This is a genomic window from Streptomyces sp. NPDC048612 (assembly GCF_043199295.1).
Lineage (GTDB): Bacteria > Actinomycetota > Actinomycetes > Streptomycetales > Streptomycetaceae > Streptomyces.
In genome coordinates this window covers 246,714-261,835 of record NZ_JBICVV010000004.1, presented here as the reverse complement: position 1 = coordinate 261,835, position 15,122 = coordinate 246,714, and the positions used below count along the sequence as shown (strand labels likewise).

General features: G+C 72.8%; 13 protein-coding genes. 8 read left to right on the top strand and 5 right to left on the bottom strand.

Annotated elements, in window-relative coordinates; translation table 11 throughout:
- Window positions 1-41: 41 nt before the first annotated feature.
- Window positions 42-1,535, top strand: a complete 1,494-nt coding sequence (locus ACGFN2_RS09860; protein ID WP_393358918.1) for a hypothetical protein — start codon at window positions 42-44, stop codon at window positions 1,533-1,535.
- Window positions 1,536-1,721: 186 nt separating this feature from the next.
- On the opposite strand, the gene ACGFN2_RS09855 is transcribed toward ACGFN2_RS09860, so the two are convergent.
- The gene (locus ACGFN2_RS09855; protein WP_393358916.1) at window positions 1,722-2,717 is read right to left on the bottom strand and encodes a peptidoglycan-binding protein; all 996 of its coding nucleotides are present in this window, start codon (window positions 2,715-2,717) and stop codon (window positions 1,722-1,724) included.
- A gap of 782 nt (window positions 2,718-3,499) precedes the next feature.
- On the opposite strand from ACGFN2_RS09855, the gene sucC reads away from it, so the two are divergent.
- Both sucC and sucD read left to right on the top strand, forming a co-directional pair.
- Window positions 3,500-4,675, top strand: coding sequence for an ADP-forming succinate--CoA ligase subunit beta (gene sucC / locus ACGFN2_RS09850; RefSeq protein WP_088799507.1), 1,176 nt, complete (start codon window positions 3,500-3,502; stop codon window positions 4,673-4,675).
- 20 nt (window positions 4,676-4,695) lie between these two features.
- Complete coding sequence (gene sucD / locus ACGFN2_RS09845; protein WP_030082896.1) at window positions 4,696-5,580, top strand: succinate--CoA ligase subunit alpha; 885 nt, start codon at window positions 4,696-4,698, stop codon at window positions 5,578-5,580.
- A gap of 111 nt (window positions 5,581-5,691) precedes the next feature.
- Here sucD and ACGFN2_RS09840 read toward each other — a convergent pair whose 3' ends face one another.
- Window positions 5,692-6,714 (bottom strand): hypothetical protein, encoded by a 1,023-nt coding sequence (locus ACGFN2_RS09840; RefSeq protein ID WP_393358913.1) that lies wholly within the window; start codon window positions 6,712-6,714, stop codon window positions 5,692-5,694.
- Between the two features lie 99 nt (window positions 6,715-6,813).
- Between ACGFN2_RS09840 and ACGFN2_RS09835 the strand changes: the two genes are divergently transcribed.
- The gene (locus tag ACGFN2_RS09835) at window positions 6,814-8,385 is read left to right on the top strand and encodes a DUF6350 family protein (RefSeq protein ID WP_393358911.1); all 1,572 of its coding nucleotides are present in this window, start codon (window positions 6,814-6,816) and stop codon (window positions 8,383-8,385) included.
- 53 nt (window positions 8,386-8,438) lie between these two features.
- On the opposite strand, the gene ACGFN2_RS09830 is transcribed toward ACGFN2_RS09835, so the two are convergent.
- On the bottom strand, window positions 8,439-9,305 hold the full coding sequence (locus ACGFN2_RS09830) for a hypothetical protein (protein ID WP_362604545.1): 867 nt from the start codon (window positions 9,303-9,305) through the stop codon (window positions 8,439-8,441).
- A 245-nt stretch (window positions 9,306-9,550) separates the two neighbouring features.
- On the opposite strand from ACGFN2_RS09830, the gene purN reads away from it, so the two are divergent.
- Window positions 9,551-10,216: a phosphoribosylglycinamide formyltransferase gene (gene purN / locus ACGFN2_RS09825; RefSeq protein WP_393358909.1), complete on the top strand. Its 666-nt coding sequence runs from the start codon at window positions 9,551-9,553 to the stop codon at window positions 10,214-10,216.
- The gene (gene purH / locus ACGFN2_RS09820) at window positions 10,213-11,775 is read left to right on the top strand and encodes a bifunctional phosphoribosylaminoimidazolecarboxamide formyltransferase/IMP cyclohydrolase (RefSeq protein ID WP_393358907.1); all 1,563 of its coding nucleotides are present in this window, start codon (window positions 10,213-10,215) and stop codon (window positions 11,773-11,775) included. Before purN ends, purH begins: the two co-directional genes overlap by 4 nt.
- Window positions 11,776-11,840: 65 nt before the next feature.
- Here the strand turns inward: purH and ACGFN2_RS09815 are convergent, their stop codons facing one another.
- Window positions 11,841-12,413 (bottom strand): hypothetical protein, encoded by a 573-nt coding sequence (locus tag ACGFN2_RS09815; RefSeq protein WP_393358905.1) that lies wholly within the window; start codon window positions 12,411-12,413, stop codon window positions 11,841-11,843.
- Window positions 12,414-12,604: 191 nt separating this feature from the next.
- Window positions 12,605-13,387, bottom strand: coding sequence for an RDD family protein (locus ACGFN2_RS09810; RefSeq protein WP_393358903.1), 783 nt, complete (start codon window positions 13,385-13,387; stop codon window positions 12,605-12,607).
- A 241-nt stretch (window positions 13,388-13,628) separates the two neighbouring features.
- Here ACGFN2_RS09810 and ACGFN2_RS09805 point away from each other — a divergent pair, with 241 nt between their 5' ends.
- Both ACGFN2_RS09805 and ACGFN2_RS09800 read left to right on the top strand, forming a co-directional pair.
- Entirely contained in the window at window positions 13,629-14,483 is an 855-nt protein-coding gene (locus ACGFN2_RS09805; protein WP_362604535.1) for a bifunctional methylenetetrahydrofolate dehydrogenase/methenyltetrahydrofolate cyclohydrolase, read from the top strand.
- A gap of 66 nt (window positions 14,484-14,549) precedes the next feature.
- Window positions 14,550-14,978, top strand: coding sequence for a DUF3017 domain-containing protein (locus ACGFN2_RS09800; RefSeq protein ID WP_362604533.1), 429 nt, complete (start codon window positions 14,550-14,552; stop codon window positions 14,976-14,978).
- Window positions 14,979-15,122 lie beyond the last annotated feature (144 nt).

Below are 15,122 nucleotides of genomic sequence, written 5' to 3'. Positions count from 1 at the left end.
CTGCCCGTCAAACCCCTCAGAATTCGAAGGACTTCACCACCATGCGCTCCACCATCCGTCGTTCCATCGTCGTCGCCGCTGCCGCCACCGGCCTGTGGGCCCTGGGCTCGGTCACCGCCAACGCCGCCGACCTGCCCGTCGGCACGGACCTGCCGGCCACCGGCACGGTCACCGACACCACCTCGCAGCTGCCCACCGGCAAGGTGACCGGCACCGCGTCGAAGACCGTCGAGACCGCTGAGAAGACGGTCGGCGAGGCGGCGGACAAGGCCACCGGCGCCCTCGGCGGCGTGCCGGCCCAGAAGCTGCCCACCGGCAAGCTGTCGCAGCTCGGTGACGTGACCGGTGCGGTCGACGGCGTGCGTGAGCAGGCCGGCGGCGCCGGGCTGCCGGACACCGCTGAGGTGCGCGGCGCCGCCGGTGCGAAGCTGGCCAAGAAGGCCGTCAAGACCGTCAAGAAGGCCGCCAAGGGCGCCGACCTCGGCCGGGCCGGCCGCCTCACGGACGGCACGCTGCCCGCCGTTCCGCAGCTGCCCGCCACCCCGGGCGTCCCGGCCCTGCCCGGCACCCCGGCGCTGCCCAAGACCCCCGCGCTGCCCAAGGCCCCGGGCTCGGCCGACAACCTGCTGGCCGGTCTCGCCGGTGCGGGCATCCGTCCCGAGCAGCTGACCAAGCAGGCCCAGGGTGCGCTGGCCACCACCCGTCCGGTCGTCGACCAGACCGCCGCCGACGTGCTGCCGCCCGTCGCCCGCCGGGTCGTCGTCAAGGTCGTGCCGGTCGCCCAGGGCGCGGTCGGCGGTGCCGGTCAGCTCGCCGGTGACGCGGCCGGTCAGGCGACCCCGTTCGTGACCGTCGTCGGCGGCCAGGCGCAGCTGTTCGCGCAGGGTGCCGCGGCCGACGCGGTGCCGTTCGCCCAGGGCGTGGCCACCGACGCGGTGCCGTTCGCGCAGGGTGAGGTGGCCAAGACGGTGCCGTTCGCCGAGGGCAAGGTGGCCGACGCGGTGGCCTTCGCGCAGGGCGCGGCCGCCGACGCCACCCCGTTCGCGCAGGGCCTGGCCACCGTCGTCGTGACCGACGCACAGGACACCGCCGGCCAGGCCGTCACCGGCGTGCGCGGCCTGACCCCGGCGAAGTCCGTCCCGGCCGTCCCGGCTGTCCCGTCCGTGCCCGCCGTTCCGTCCGCCCCGGCCGTGCCGTCCGTGCCCGCCGTCCCGGCCAACGTGACCGACGCGGTTGCCGTTCCGGCTGTCCCGGCTGTCCCGGCTGTCCCGGCCGTGCCCGCCAACGTGACCGACGCGGTGCCCGCCAACGTCACCGACGCCGTTGCGGTCCCGTCCGTCCCGTCCGTCCCGTCCGTGCCCGCGGTCCCGTCCGTCCCGTCCGTCCCGTCCGTGCCCGCGGTCCCGTCCGTGCCCGCCGTCCCGGCCAACCTGACCGACGCCGTTGCCGTTCCGGCCGTGCCCGCTGACCTGGCCGACCTGACCAACGCCGCCAACATCCCGGCGCTGCCGGCCCTCCCGGTCCAGGCCGTCTGAGCCACAGGCCGACACCACCGGCTCCCGGTCGCGGCGGCGACCGATACCGGAACACCCAAGAACAGCCGGGCGGACCTCCGTGGGGGAGGGCCGCCCGGCCTTGGTGTTTCCGGACGCCGACAAGGCGTGGGGGACGGGCCCACAGGCCGTACGCCACGAGGTCGTACGCCAACCAGGCCCCGTCGGCTAGGCGTTGGGCACCTGCAGCCGTTCCCAGCTGACCTGCCCCGGGATGCCGTCCGCGTCCTCGCCGCGGAAGCCGAGCTTGTGCTGCCAGGCCGCGTACGACGCGCGGTCCGCCTCGGTCCACTCCGGGCCGGGCCCCACCCGGTAGTGGTCGCAGCCCTCGGCGACCAGCCGTTCGCCCATCGCCGTGATCAGCGGACTGCTGGCCCCCGGCCGGAAGAAGTCCCCGCCGGGGAACGGTTCGTACGACGCGTACTCCGACCCCGACTCCGACGACGTCGGCTCCGGGCCGTCCGCTTCCGCACCGCCCGTTTCCGCGCCGTCGCCCGTTTCCGCGCTGCCCTCCGGCTCCGCGCCGCCCTCCGGCTCCGCACCATCCGTCTCCGGTGCGCCCTCCGCCGCCTTCGCCAGCCGCTGCTTGATCCGGCCCCGCAGGTCGTCCATCCCGAAGCCGAGCGGATCGACCTTCCCCGGCTGCCACTCCTTGTGGCCGATCACCGAGTGCTCGTTCCAGCCGTGCGCCCGGCAGATCGCGGCCGACACCTTCTCGATGGCGGTCTGCTGCACCTCCGGCCACGGGTCCTTGTCGTCACCGAGGTTGATGCACTCGAAGCCGTAGAAGTGGCGGTTGCCGTCGGTGTCCGCGTCGTTGTCAGCGGGCAGCTCCGCGTCCTCGTTGATCACCGCCCGCAGTACGTCGCCGTCACCGAGCCCGGCGTGGTTGGCGCGGCCGTTGCCGACGAGATGGACTTCGCCCTTCTTGTCGATCACGCCGTGGCACAGCGGCCCCGGCAGATCGGAGCGCCCGTCGTAGCAGAGGTCCACCGAGCTGTCGGTGCCCTCGGTGGCGGTGTGGTGGATCATCACGCCGTGCACGGGGGCCCAGGGGCCCTTGGAGTTCCGGTTGTGGGTACGCCAGCTGCGGACTTCGTGGACCACCAGGCCCTCGTCGCGCAGTGCTTTGAGCAGCCGGCTCGCGGTCAGCGGGGTGGCCATCAGGCGATTCCTTCCTCGTCGACCGCGGCGTCGGCCACCGCGGTGGTCTGTGACCTGCCCGGCGGCCGAGTCAGCGGATGCCGCGCGCAAGCGCTGCGGCAGGAACACCGGGGCAGGTCGTATGTGTCCGCATTCCCCCTGGAATCCCTGCGAACACCGAGTGCGCGGAGATCGGGAAATCGAGAAAGGAGGGAGGGAGCGGGAGAGGGGGTGGGGGGAGGGAGCGCAACTGCGCGGGGGCGGGGCCGAAGCGTATGACTCCTGGTGCCTGAGCATGCGGAAGTGCTCAACACAGTGTTCGCAGAAGGGAGTTGGCGGGTCAAGAGGTCGATCCGGAAAGCGGAACCGCCCCCGAAGCCGCCTGCCCCCCCGCGCACAGACCCACCCGCCGCCAAGCGCGCGCCGCCCCCGGGCGCCGCAGGTGTGCACCGCGAGTGACGACGGACCGGCGGCAGACCGCCGCCATACCGCCACCAGGATGGGTGTTCTCGCCCCATTGCTCCCCGGAGTGGTGGAAAACCGCCCGACAACATGCGGAAATCCCAGGGAGGCGTAACTTGGCCAAAAGATCTGTGATGGTAATCACCGCTGGAGTGTGATCTGCGATTTAGGGCCTCAGGTGCTGCGGCGATAACCTGCGGGACGGACATGCCGCGTATCCGGTCACCGTGTACGCCTCCCTCAGTGACAGCGCCGTCACGTTGCCCTTCGCGGCACGCCCATCGCAGACGAACGAACCGCGATCACTACGGCGATTCTGAGAAGACAAGGGACGGACGCGCGTGGACCTGTTCGAGTACCAGGCGAGGGACCTCTTCGCCAAGCACGGTGTACCGGTGCTGGCCGGTGAAGTCATCGACACGCCTGAGGCAGCCCGCGAGGCGACCCAGCGGCTGGGCGGCAAGTCCGTCGTCAAGGCGCAGGTGAAGGTCGGTGGCCGCGGCAAGGCCGGCGGCGTGAAGCTGGCCACCAGCGAGGACGACGCGGTCGAGAAGGCCGGTCAGATCCTGGGCATGGACATCAAGGGCCACACGGTCCACAAGGTGATGATCGCCGAGACCGCTCCGGAGATCGCCGAGGAGTACTACGTCTCGTACCTCCTCGACCGCACCAACCGCACCTTCCTGGCCATGGCCTCCGTCGCCGGTGGCATGGACATCGAAGAGGTCGCGGCGACCCGCCCCGACGAGCTCGCGAAGGTCCCGGTCGACGCCAACGAGGGCGTCACGATCGAGAAGGCCCGCGAGATCGTCGCCCAGGCGAAGTTCCCGGCCGAGGTCGCCGAGAAGGTCGCCGACGTCATGGTGACCCTGTGGAAGACCTTCGTCGCCGAGGACGCGCTCCTCGTCGAGGTCAACCCGCTCGCCAAGGTCGCCAGCGGTGAGGTCATCGCCCTCGACGGCAAGGTGTCCCTGGACGAGAACGCCGAGTTCCGCCAGCCGGAGCACGAGGCGCTGGAGGACAAGGACGCGGCCAACCCGCTGGAGGCCGCTGCCAAGGCCAAGGGCCTCAACTACGTCAAGCTCGACGGCCAGGTCGGCATCATCGGCAACGGCGCGGGCCTCGTCATGAGCACCCTGGACGTCGTCGCCTACGCCGGCGAGAAGCACGACAACGTCAAGCCCGCCAACTTCCTCGACATCGGTGGCGGCGCCTCCGCCGAGGTCATGGCGAACGGCCTGGAGATCATCCTCGGCGACCCGGACGTCAAGTCCGTCTTCGTCAACGTCTTCGGTGGCATCACCGCCTGTGACGAGGTCGCCAACGGCATCGTCCAGGCCCTGGAGCTGCTCAAGTCCAAGGGCGAGGACGTCAACAAGCCCCTCGTCGTGCGCCTCGACGGCAACAACGCGGAGCTCGGCCGCGAGATCCTGTCGAAGGCCAACCACCCGCTGGTGCAGCGCGTGGACACCATGGACGGCGCGGCCGACAAGGCCGCCGAGCTGGCTGCTAAGTAAAGGACGAGGACACAACAACCATGGCTATCTTCCTGACCAAGGAAAGCAAGGTCATCGTCCAGGGCATGACCGGTGCCACTGGCATGAAGCACACCAAGCTGATGCTCGGTGACGGCACCAACATCGTCGGCGGTGTGAACCCCCGCAAGGCCGGCACCAGCGTCGACTTCGACGGCACCGACGTGCCCGTCTTCGGCTCGGTCGCCGAGGCGATGGAGAAGACCGGCGCCGACGTGTCCGTGCTCTTCGTGCCGCCGGCCTTCGCCAAGGCCGCCGTCGTCGAGGCGATCGACGCCGAGATCCCGCTGGCCGTCGTGATCACCGAGGGCATCGCGGTGCACGACTCCGCCGCCTTCTGGGCGTACGCCAAGGCCAAGGGCAACAAGACCCGGATCATCGGCCCGAACTGCCCCGGCCTGATCACCCCCGGCCAGTCCAACGCCGGCATCATCCCGGGCGACATCACCAAGCCCGGCCGCATCGGTCTGGTGTCGAAGTCCGGCACGCTGACCTACCAGATGATGTACGAGCTGCGTGACATCGGCTTCTCGTCGGCCGTCGGCATCGGTGGCGACCCGGTCATCGGCACCACCCACATCGACGCCCTCCAGGCGTTCGAGGCCGACCCCGACACCGACCTGATCGTGATGATCGGCGAGATCGGCGGCGACGCCGAGGAGCGTGCGGCCGACTTCATCAAGGCCAACGTCTCCAAGCCGGTCGTCGGCTACGTCGCGGGCTTCACCGCGCCCGAGGGCAAGACCATGGGCCACGCCGGCGCCATCGTCTCCGGCTCCTCCGGCACCGCCCAGGCGAAGAAGGAGGCCCTGGAGGCCGCCGGCGTCAAGGTCGGCAAGACCCCGTCCGAGACCGCGCGGCTGGCCCGCGAGATCCTCGGCGGCTGACGCGCGGCCTCGCACCGCCGGACCCGTCCGGCGGCGCGGGGCACCGGACGCGGGCCCGCACCCCTCGGGGTGCGGGCCCGCACCCGTTCCCGGTGGCGGGTGCCGTACGGATCAGCGCAGCTCGGGCGCGAGACGGGCCTCCCGGAGCCGCTTGCGTACGGCCGCGTTCCCCTGCTCCCGGGCGGCGTTCCTGCGCTCCCGTGCCGCGGCGTCCGCCTGCTCCCGTGCCGCCTTCCGCCGTTCCCGCGCCGCGGCGTATCTCCGCTCCCGCGCCGCGTCTCTCCGCTCGCGCGCCGCCGCGCTTCTCCGTTCCCGCGCCGCGTCGTTCCTCCGCTCCCGGGCCCTGTCCCGCCGCTCGGCGTCGTCCGTGTCCCGGTGCGGGGGCGGTGCCGCCCGGGAGTGCGGCGCGGTCGCCAGGGGCTGTTTCGGCCGCGGGGTGTAGTGGCCCGGGGTGACGGCCATCGTCACCAGCAGCACCAGCGCGAACAGCCAGAGCGCTCCGAAGACCGCCCGGGTGGTCCGCTGGGCGTCGCGCTCGCTGTCGCTCCGCACCTGCCGCGCGGCGGGCGTCTCCGGCTGCGGCGGCGCGGGCAGCGCGGTGAGGGCGGCCCGCAGGATCTCGCCCTGCCGCTCCGGCGGCTGCCCGGCGAGCCCCAGCTCCGGCAGCAGCGCGGCCATCCGCTCGCGCGCGTGCGCCAGCCGCCCCGCCGTCGCCGGGACGCTCGCCTCGATCTCGGCCGCGGTGCTGTCCAGCCCGAGCCCGAGCCCGTCGTGCAGCAGCAGCGCCCGCCGGTACGGGGCGGGCAGGCTCAGCAGCGCGGCCGGCAGGGCACCGTCCGGCGGTCCGGCGGCACCCGGCGGCCGGTGCGGCGCACGGGCGGGCCGCAGCCCGGGGCACCACCGGTGCCACGGCGTCAGCGCGTACTCGTACACCGCCGCCCGCACCCACCCCGCCGGATCGGGGTCCACCGCGACCTCCGGCCAGCGCAGCCAGGCCAGCCGGAACCCCCGCTCCACCGCCCGCCGGGCGAGCTCCGGGCGCCCGGTGAGCAGATACGCCTGCTGCGTCAGCGCCGCCGCGTGCCGGGTGTGGAGATCGTCGAAGGCGGTGGCGGCCTGCTCGCGGTGGGTCATACAGAGCAGTGTGGAAAACCGGCAGAGTTCGCACCGCGCGACACGTCGGGCATTTCGCCAGTACATGGCGGAAAGCGGTCTTGTTGGCAGCATGGCGCCGTGAGCCAGTTGACCGATCGCGGCCCTACGTTGTCCTCGCACGGCCGGACCGCCGCGCAGCGCTCCTCCGCGATCGGCGCGGCCTTCCTCGGCGGGGTGACCGCCGCCGGCCTCGGCCTCGGCGCGCTGACGGTCGCCGTGCTGCTGCTCTGGGTCGCCTCGCCCTACCCCGACAGCGACCCCTCCCGGGCGCTGCGCCTCGCCGCCGACCTGTGGCTGCTGGCGCACGGCGGCGACCTCGTCCGCACCGCCGCCCCCTCCGGCGTCCCGGTCGCCGTGACCCCGCTGCTGCTCGCCGTCCTCCCGGTCTGTCTGCTCCACCGGGCCGCCCGGCACGCCCTGGCCACCGCGACCGACACCCCGCCCGCGGGCCTGGTCCCCGACACCGCCCGTGCGGTCGCCCCGCGCACCCTCCTCGGCGCGCTGCTCACCGGCTATCTGCTGGTGGTGGCCGGTGCGCTGCTCTACACCTCCGGCGGGGGGCTGCGCGCCGAGCCGCTCAGCGTGCTGCTGTGCGTGCCGGTCACCACGGCCGCCGTCCTCGCCGGTACGGCCTGGCGTCTCCTCCGCCACCCCGCCCCCGAGCTGCTGCCCGCGAAGGTCCTGCGGGCCCGGTCCAGGGCGCCGCACCGGCTGCGGGTCTTCCTCGGCGGCTCCCGGGGCGCCGCCGCCCGCCGGGGTGCCGTGTGCCGGTCCGGTGGCGCCGCGCTCGGCACGCTGCTGGCCGCCGGTGTGCTGCTCACCCTGCTCTCCCTCGGCCTGCACGCGGGCCGGGTGCGCGAGGACCTGCTCCAGCTGGCGCCCGACTGGGCGGGCCGCGCCACGGTGCTGCTGCTGTGCCTCGTGCTGCTCCCGAACGCGGCCGTCTGGGGCGCCGCCTACGGCCTGGGCCCGGGGTTCACGGTCGGCGCGGACAGCGCGGTCAGCCCGCTGGGGACCTCGGCGCACCCCGTACTGCCGCAGCTGCCGCTGCTCGGCGGGCTGCCGGACGCCGGGCCGGGAAACCCGCTGACCTGGGCGGTGGCCGTCGTGCCCGTGGCGGCGGGGGTGCTGCTCGCCCGGCAGGCGGCCCGTTCGGCGACCACACCGAGCACCCCGGGCGCCCCCTGGTCCTGGTGGGCGACGGCCTGTGTGGCGGCCCTCGGGGCGGGCGTCTGCGGTCTGGTCATGGCCGTGCTCGCGGGCCTCGCCGGCGGTGCGCTGGGCACCGGCGCGCTCGCCGCCTTCGGCCCGAGCTGGTGGCGCACGGGCCTGGCGGCGACGGCCTGGACCGCCCTGACCGGCATCCCGGTCGCGGTCGCCCTGCGCCTCTGGTGGCTGCGGGCCCGGCGCCCGGAGGCCGAGACTCCGCAGAACGAGCCGGCCCGGCGGGAGGAGGCGAGCACGGAGGGCTCGGAAAGCGGGGGCGCCGCCACCCCGTGCGAGGGCGACGGGGAGGCCGAAGGCACCCCCGGGAAAGACAGCGACGGCACCGCACCGCTCAGCGGCCTGGCCGCGGTCCGGTGCGGCCCGCCCGCACCGGCAAGGGGTGCGGGGACGTCCGCGACCAGCGGCGCGGCCGCGGACAGCTGACGGCGCCTGCCCGGCCCCGGGACGGTCCCGGCGCCTCCCGCCGGAGCGCCTCGCTACTCCTGCGTGCTCAGCAGCGGCCGCAGTTCCTTGGGGAGCAGGTTCTCGCAGGACTTGCCCGCCGACTGCGTCAGGGCGTCGTTCACGCAGGTGAAGTAGTCGCGGTAGACGATCTGCACGGTGAACGTCGCGGCCACCATCACCAGCGCCAGCGACGCGGTCACCAGCCCGGCGATGGCCGAGGTGACCTGCGGCCGGGTGGAGCCCGGCGCGGACGGGGCGCCGGGACGGTCACCCTGGGCCGGACGGTCGTCCGGCGCGGGCCGGCCCTCCATCGCGGCGGTGGTGGCCGCGGCGGAGGCCTTCGCGGGGGCGGGCTTGGCCCGCAGCGAGCTGACGCCCCAGTAGAGCGCCAGCACACTCAGCAGCAGGGCGACCTCCGGCAGGCTGAACAGCACGAAGAAGAACGACCACATACCGGCCAGCAGTGCGTAGCGGGCGCGGCGCTGGGCCGGGTCGGTGGGGTCCCAGCGCAGCCCGCCGGGTCCACCGGAGCCGCCGGGACCGCCGGAGCCGCCCTGCTGCCCGTTGCGGCCGCCGGGACGGTTGCCGAAGCCGCCGCTCTGCCGGCCCGGCTGCCGGGGGCTCCACTGGTCGCCCCAGCTCGGCTCGTCCTGCGGCCGGTCCTCGTCGTCGTCCTTGCCGGCCCGGTGCGACGCCGGGTGGCGCGGGCGCCAGGCCTGGTCGGGGGCGTCGGCCGGCGGGGGTGCGAAGGGGTTGTCCGGGCCGGACTCCGGTGTGGAGTCCGGGCCGGTGGGCTCCGACGACGAGGACGACTTGCGCTCACGCGGCAGCAGCACCACCCCGGGGGCGGTGGCGGGCAGAGGGAGCAGGAGGGCCGCGCGGCGGCGTCGGTCCGTCATCTGGAGTGTGTCTTCCCCTTGTCTCGTCCGCGCGCGGGCCTCGGCGGCCGGCGCGTGGTTACCACGAACTGCATGCAGTCTTACGCCTGACGCTACCTCCCGTGCCCGCCCCCGTCCCGTGGGGGCCGCGCGGTGTGCCGGTATCGTTGCCGACGGTCGGCGCCTTCGTAGGGTTCCCCGGATCTGCGGTGTCCGCAGTCTTGTACGACCACACAAAGCACGCGAGATCGGAAAAGAGCCCCGCCGTGGCTTCCTCCCCACCCCCCGTCCCGTCCGTCCCGCCCGGCCGTTCCGGCCGCCCGGCCCGTGTCGTCGCCCTGGTCTCCGGCTCCGGGACCAACCTCCAGGCGCTGCTGGACGCCATCGCCGCGCAGGGCCCGGACGCGTACGGCGCCGAGATCGTCGCGGTCGGCGCCGACCGGGGTGCCATCGCGGGCCTGGAGCGCGCCGAGGCCGCCGGGCTCCCGACGTTCGTCTGCCGGGTCAAGGACCACGACAGCCGCGCGGACTGGGACGCGGCGCTCACCGAGGCGACCGCCGCGTACGAGCCCGACCTGGTGGTCTCGGCCGGTTTCATGAAGATCCTGGGCAAGGAGTTCCTGGCCCGCTTCGGCGGCCGCACGGTCAACACCCACCCGGCGCTGCTGCCGAGCTTTCCCGGTGCCCATGGCGTGCGCGACGCGCTCGCGTACGGCGCGAAGGTCACCGGATGCACCGTCCACTTCGTCGACGACGGTGTCGACACCGGCCCGATCATCGCCCAGGGCGTGGTCGAGGTCCGGGACGAGGACGACGAATCCGCGCTGCATGAGCGCATCAAGGAAGTCGAGCGATCGCTGCTCGTCGAGGTCGTGGGGCACCTGGCCCGGCACGGCTACCGCATTGAGGGACGAAAGGTACGTATCTCGTGACCGCCACCGAAGGCACGAAGCGGCCCATCCGCCGCGCGCTGGTCAGCGTCTATGACAAGTCCGGGCTGGAGGAGCTGGCGCAGGGCCTGCACGCGGCGGGCGTCCAGCTCGTCTCCACCGGGTCGACGGCCTCGAAGATCGCCGCGGCCGGGGTGCCGGTCACCAAGGTCGAGGAGCTGACGGGCTTCCCCGAGTGCCTCGACGGCCGGGTCAAGACCCTGCACCCGAAGGTGCACGCCGGCATCCTGGCCGACCTCCGCCTGGAGGACCACCGGCAGCAGCTCGCCGGGCTCGGCGTCGAGCCGTTCGACCTGGTGATCGTGAACCTCTACCCGTTCCGGGAGACCGTCGCCTCCGGCGCCACCCCCGACGAGTGCGTGGAGCAGATCGACATCGGCGGCCCGTCGATGGTCCGCGCCGCCGCCAAGAACCACCCGTCGGTCGCGGTCGTCGTCAACCCGGACCGTTACGGGGACGTCCTCAAGGCCGTGGCCGACGGCGGCTTCGGGCTGGCCGAGCGCAAGCGGCTGGCGGCGGAGGCCTTCCAGCACACCGCGGCCTACGACGTGGCCGTCGCCTCCTGGTTCGTCGATGACTACGCGGCCGACGACGCCGCTTTCCCCGAGTTCCTCGGCGCCACCTACTCCCGCAAGAACGTCCTGCGTTACGGCGAGAACCCGCACCAGGGCGCCGCGCTGTATGTGGACGGCAGCGGCGGGCTCGCGGAGGCCGAGCAGCTGCACGGCAAGGAGATGTCGTACAACAACTACACGGACACCGACGCCGCGCGCCGGGCCGCGTACGACCACACCGAGCCCTGCGTCGCGATCATCAAGCATGCCAACCCCTGCGGTATCGCGGTCGGCGCGGATGTCGCCGAAGCGCACCGCAAGGCGCACGCCTGTGACCCGCTCTCCGCCTTCGGCGGCGTCATCGCCGTCAACCGCCCGGTCTCCGTGGCGATGGCCGAGCAGGTCGCCGACATCTTCACCGAGGTCATCGTGGCCCCCGGCTACGAGGACGGCGCGGTCGAGATCCTCGCCCGCAAGAAGAACATCCGCGTGCTGCGCTGCCCCGAGGCGCCGTCGAACCCCGTAGAGGTCAAGCCCGTTGACGGCGGCGCGCTGCTGCAGGTCACCGACCGGCTCCAGGCCGACGGCGACGACCCGGCCAACTGGACGCTGGCCACCGGCCAGGCGCTGTCCGCCGCCGAGCTGGCGGAGCTGGCGTTCGCCTGGAAGGCCTGCCGCGCGGTCAAGTCCAACGCGATCCTGCTCGCCAAGGACAGCGCCTCGGTCGGCGTCGGCATGGGGCAGGTCAACCGCGTCGACTCCGCGAAGCTCGCGGTCGAGCGGGCGGGCGAGGAGCGCGCCCGGGGCGCCTACGCCGCTTCCGACGCGTTCTTCCCGTTCCCCGACGGCCTGGAGATCCTCACCGCCGCGGGCATCAAGGCCGTGGTCCAGCCCGGTGGTTCGGTCCGTGACGAGCAGGTCGTGGAGGCCGCCGAGAAGGCCGGCGTGACGATGTACTTCACCGGCACCCGGCACTTCTTCCACTGAGCCGGAACGCCCCGAGGGCCGCACCCCGCGCGGGGTGCGGCCCTCGGTCGCTCGTGGCGGCCCCGTCAGTAACGCGGCCGGCTGAACCAGGCGTTGCCGTCGTCCTTGGACACGAAGACCAGCACCAGGATGCCGAGGATCGTGTGCACCAGGCCGATCGGGAACGTGAACAGGCTCAGCATGATGTTGGCGACACCGAAGACGATGGTGCCGGTGCGCACCCCGCTGCCGCCGTTGGCGAACTGCAGGGCCAGCGTGATCGCGACCACCGAGAAGATCACGATGAGCACGATCGCCGCGATCAGCACGCCCTTGCCGATGTTCATCGCCGTGACGTTGTCGGCGGCGGTGTCCAGCGTGGCCTCGTGCGAGGCCTTGCTGACGTCGCCCAGCCCCATCACGGCGAGGACCAGGCCGATGAGGTTGAGGCCGGAGAGCACGAACAGCAGCACCCGGGCGGCCTTGACGCCGCCGGGCATCACCGTCGGGTACGGCGCCTGCATGCCGGACATCCCGCCGCCGCCCGGGTACGGGCCGTACGGTGACGGCGGCTGCGGCTGCTGGGGGTAGCCGTACTGGGGCTGTTGGGGCTGCTGCCCCGGGGGCGGACCGTAGGGGTTCGGATTGGGGTAGCTCACGAGCGGCGTCCTTCAGGCGTCTTGAGCGGATATCGGTGAGGTAAGGGACGGTAGGCCAACCGGCTTCCGTCGTGCTCCGCGGGCTCGGGGACCCGCTCCATATAGCCGCGAAGGCCCCGATCGCGCTGTTGCGAGGGGGCCTTCGGGCAGTGGTGCATCGGGCGGCCTGGTGCCGGCGCGCCCGGAGGGGCCTACTGGGTCTTGACGACCACCGAGCCGACGATCTTGTCCGCGAACGTCTGGGCCTTCTCGTCCCACAGCGGCCACCAGAAGCCGAGACCGCACAGCGGGCCGTCCAGGGCGTGGCACAGCTTGCGCACGAAGGCCATACCGAAGCCGAGGGGCTGGCCGGTGGTCTCCTTGACGACCCGGATGTTCAGCGCCTTCTTGCCCGGAGTCTGGCCGGTGTTGCCCTCCTTGACGAGGAGGAAGATGCCGGCGCCCATGGCGATCAGGGCGGCGAGCACGGTGCAGATGATCGCGCCGGCCGGCGAGCTGCTCTCCGAGGCGCGGTTGAGCGCGTCCGTGTAGCACTGCTGGTCGCTGGGCGAGCAGGCCGAGGTGTCCGGGATCGACGAGGTCGCCGCGCTGGCCGACATGGCGATACCGACGATGTACAGGATCGTCGGGAGCAGTCCGGCGATCAGGTAGTCGATGAGGTAGGCGCCCACCCGGGCACCCCAGCTCGCGTAGCCGGTGGGCATGCCCATGCCGGGCATCGGCTGCCCGTACGGGGCCGCGGCCTGCTGGGGGTAGCCGTAGGCCTGCTGCTGCGGGACGGCCTGCTGCTGGGGGTAGCCGTAGGGCTGCTGCGGCGGCGCCTGCTGGGGGTAGCCGTAGCCGGGCTGACCCTGCTGCGGGACCGGGGGCTGCTGGCCGTACGGCCCCTGCGGTGCCTGCGGCTGCTGGCCGTACGGGCCCTGCGGTGCCTGCGGCTGCTGGCCGTAAGGGTTGTTCGGGTCACCAAAGCTCACTGCTGTTTTCCTCCGTTGTGTCAGGCGGGGACGACGCGGCATGACTCGGAGGAAAAACAGGATTCACTGGCCACCCCCCGACGAAGCCTGCGGCACTGCGCGTCAATCCTTCTAGTTGCGCATTCACTCTGTCCAGTCAAGGTCGCTCACTGTTGTGCAAGTGCAATGATCAATTCCGGCCACGGAGACCGCCGCATGCCCTGATTGGAAGGTGGCCCCCCTCATCCGGGAGGATGGGGGTATGACCGCGCAGATTCTGGATGGCAAGGCCACCGCAGCCGCTATCAAGTCCGAGCTGGCCACCCGCGTGGAGGCGCTCAAGGCCAAGGGCGTGCAGCCCGGCCTCGGCACCCTCCTGGTCGGTGACGACCCGGGCAGCCGCTGGTACGTCAATGGCAAGCACCGCGACTGTGCCCAGGTCGGCATCGCGTCGATCCAGCGCGAGCTGCCGGAGACCGCCACCCAGGAGGAGATCGAGGCGGTCGTACGGGAGCTGAACGAGGACCCGGCCTGCACCGGCTACATCGTCCAACTGCCGCTCCCCAAGGGCATCGACGCCCACCGCGTCCTGGAACTGATGGACCCGGCCAAGGACGCCGACGGACTGCACCCGACGAGCCTGGGCCGCCTGGTGCTCGGCATCGAGGGCCCGCTGCCCTGCACCCCGTACGGCATCGTCCAGCTGCTGCGGCGGCACGACGTCGAGATCAAGGGCGCGAACGTGGTGGTCGTCGGCCGCGGTATCACCATCGGCCGCCCGATGCCGCTGGTGCTCACCCGCAAGTCCGAGAACGCCACGGTCACCCAGTGCCACACCGGCACCCGCGACCTGTCCGCGCACCTCAGGCAGGCCGACATCATCGTCGCCGCGGCCGGTGTGCCGCACATCATCAAGCCCGAGGACGTCAAGCCCGGTGCGGCCGTCCTGGACGTCGGCGTCAGCCGCGACGAGGCCGGCAAGATCGTCGGCGATGTGCACCCGGGCGTCACCGAGGTGGCCGGCTGGGTCGCCCCCAACCCGGGCGGTGTCGGCCCGATGACCCGCGCCCAGCTGCTGGTCAACGTCGTCGAGGCCGCCGAGCGCGCGGCGGGCTGACCGCGGCCGGACCTGAGACCCTTGACGTTGACAGACGTATCCGGACACCGGAAGGGACTGCCCGCCATGGGTGCCGAAGCGCATTCGGATGGAGCCTCCGAGCCGCAGCGCTCCTCGCGCCGTTTCCCGACGCTGACCCGCGACACGGCCCGGCCGGAGGGCGGCGGCCGGGCGGCCGCGGGCGGCTACCCCGCGCCCGCCCGGCAGTGGCCGCTGCTCAGCGTCATGGGCGGGGTCGCCGTCGGGCTGCTGCTGGTGGCGCTCGACGCGTTCCGTATCGGCGTGATCGTGATCGGGCTCGCCCTGCTGGCCGGGGCGGTGCTGCGGTGGGCGCTGCCGTCGGTGGGGATGCTGGCCGTCCGCTCCCGCTTCACGGACATGCTCACGTACGGGGTGCTCGGCTTCGTGATCGTGATGCTGTCGCTGATGGTGCAGCCCAAGCCGTGGATTCACATCCCGTTCCTGGACGACATCGTCCACTTCACCGTGCGTTAGGGGCGCCCTACCCACCGCTCGGCAAGGGGCCTGAGTATGACGCTTTGTGCCCCCGCTCCGCCCGGTTCTTGTCAGGATTCGTACGGAAGTCGTCCGGACCCCGACAGAAATGCCACACTGCAGGGATCACGGGACGCACGGAGG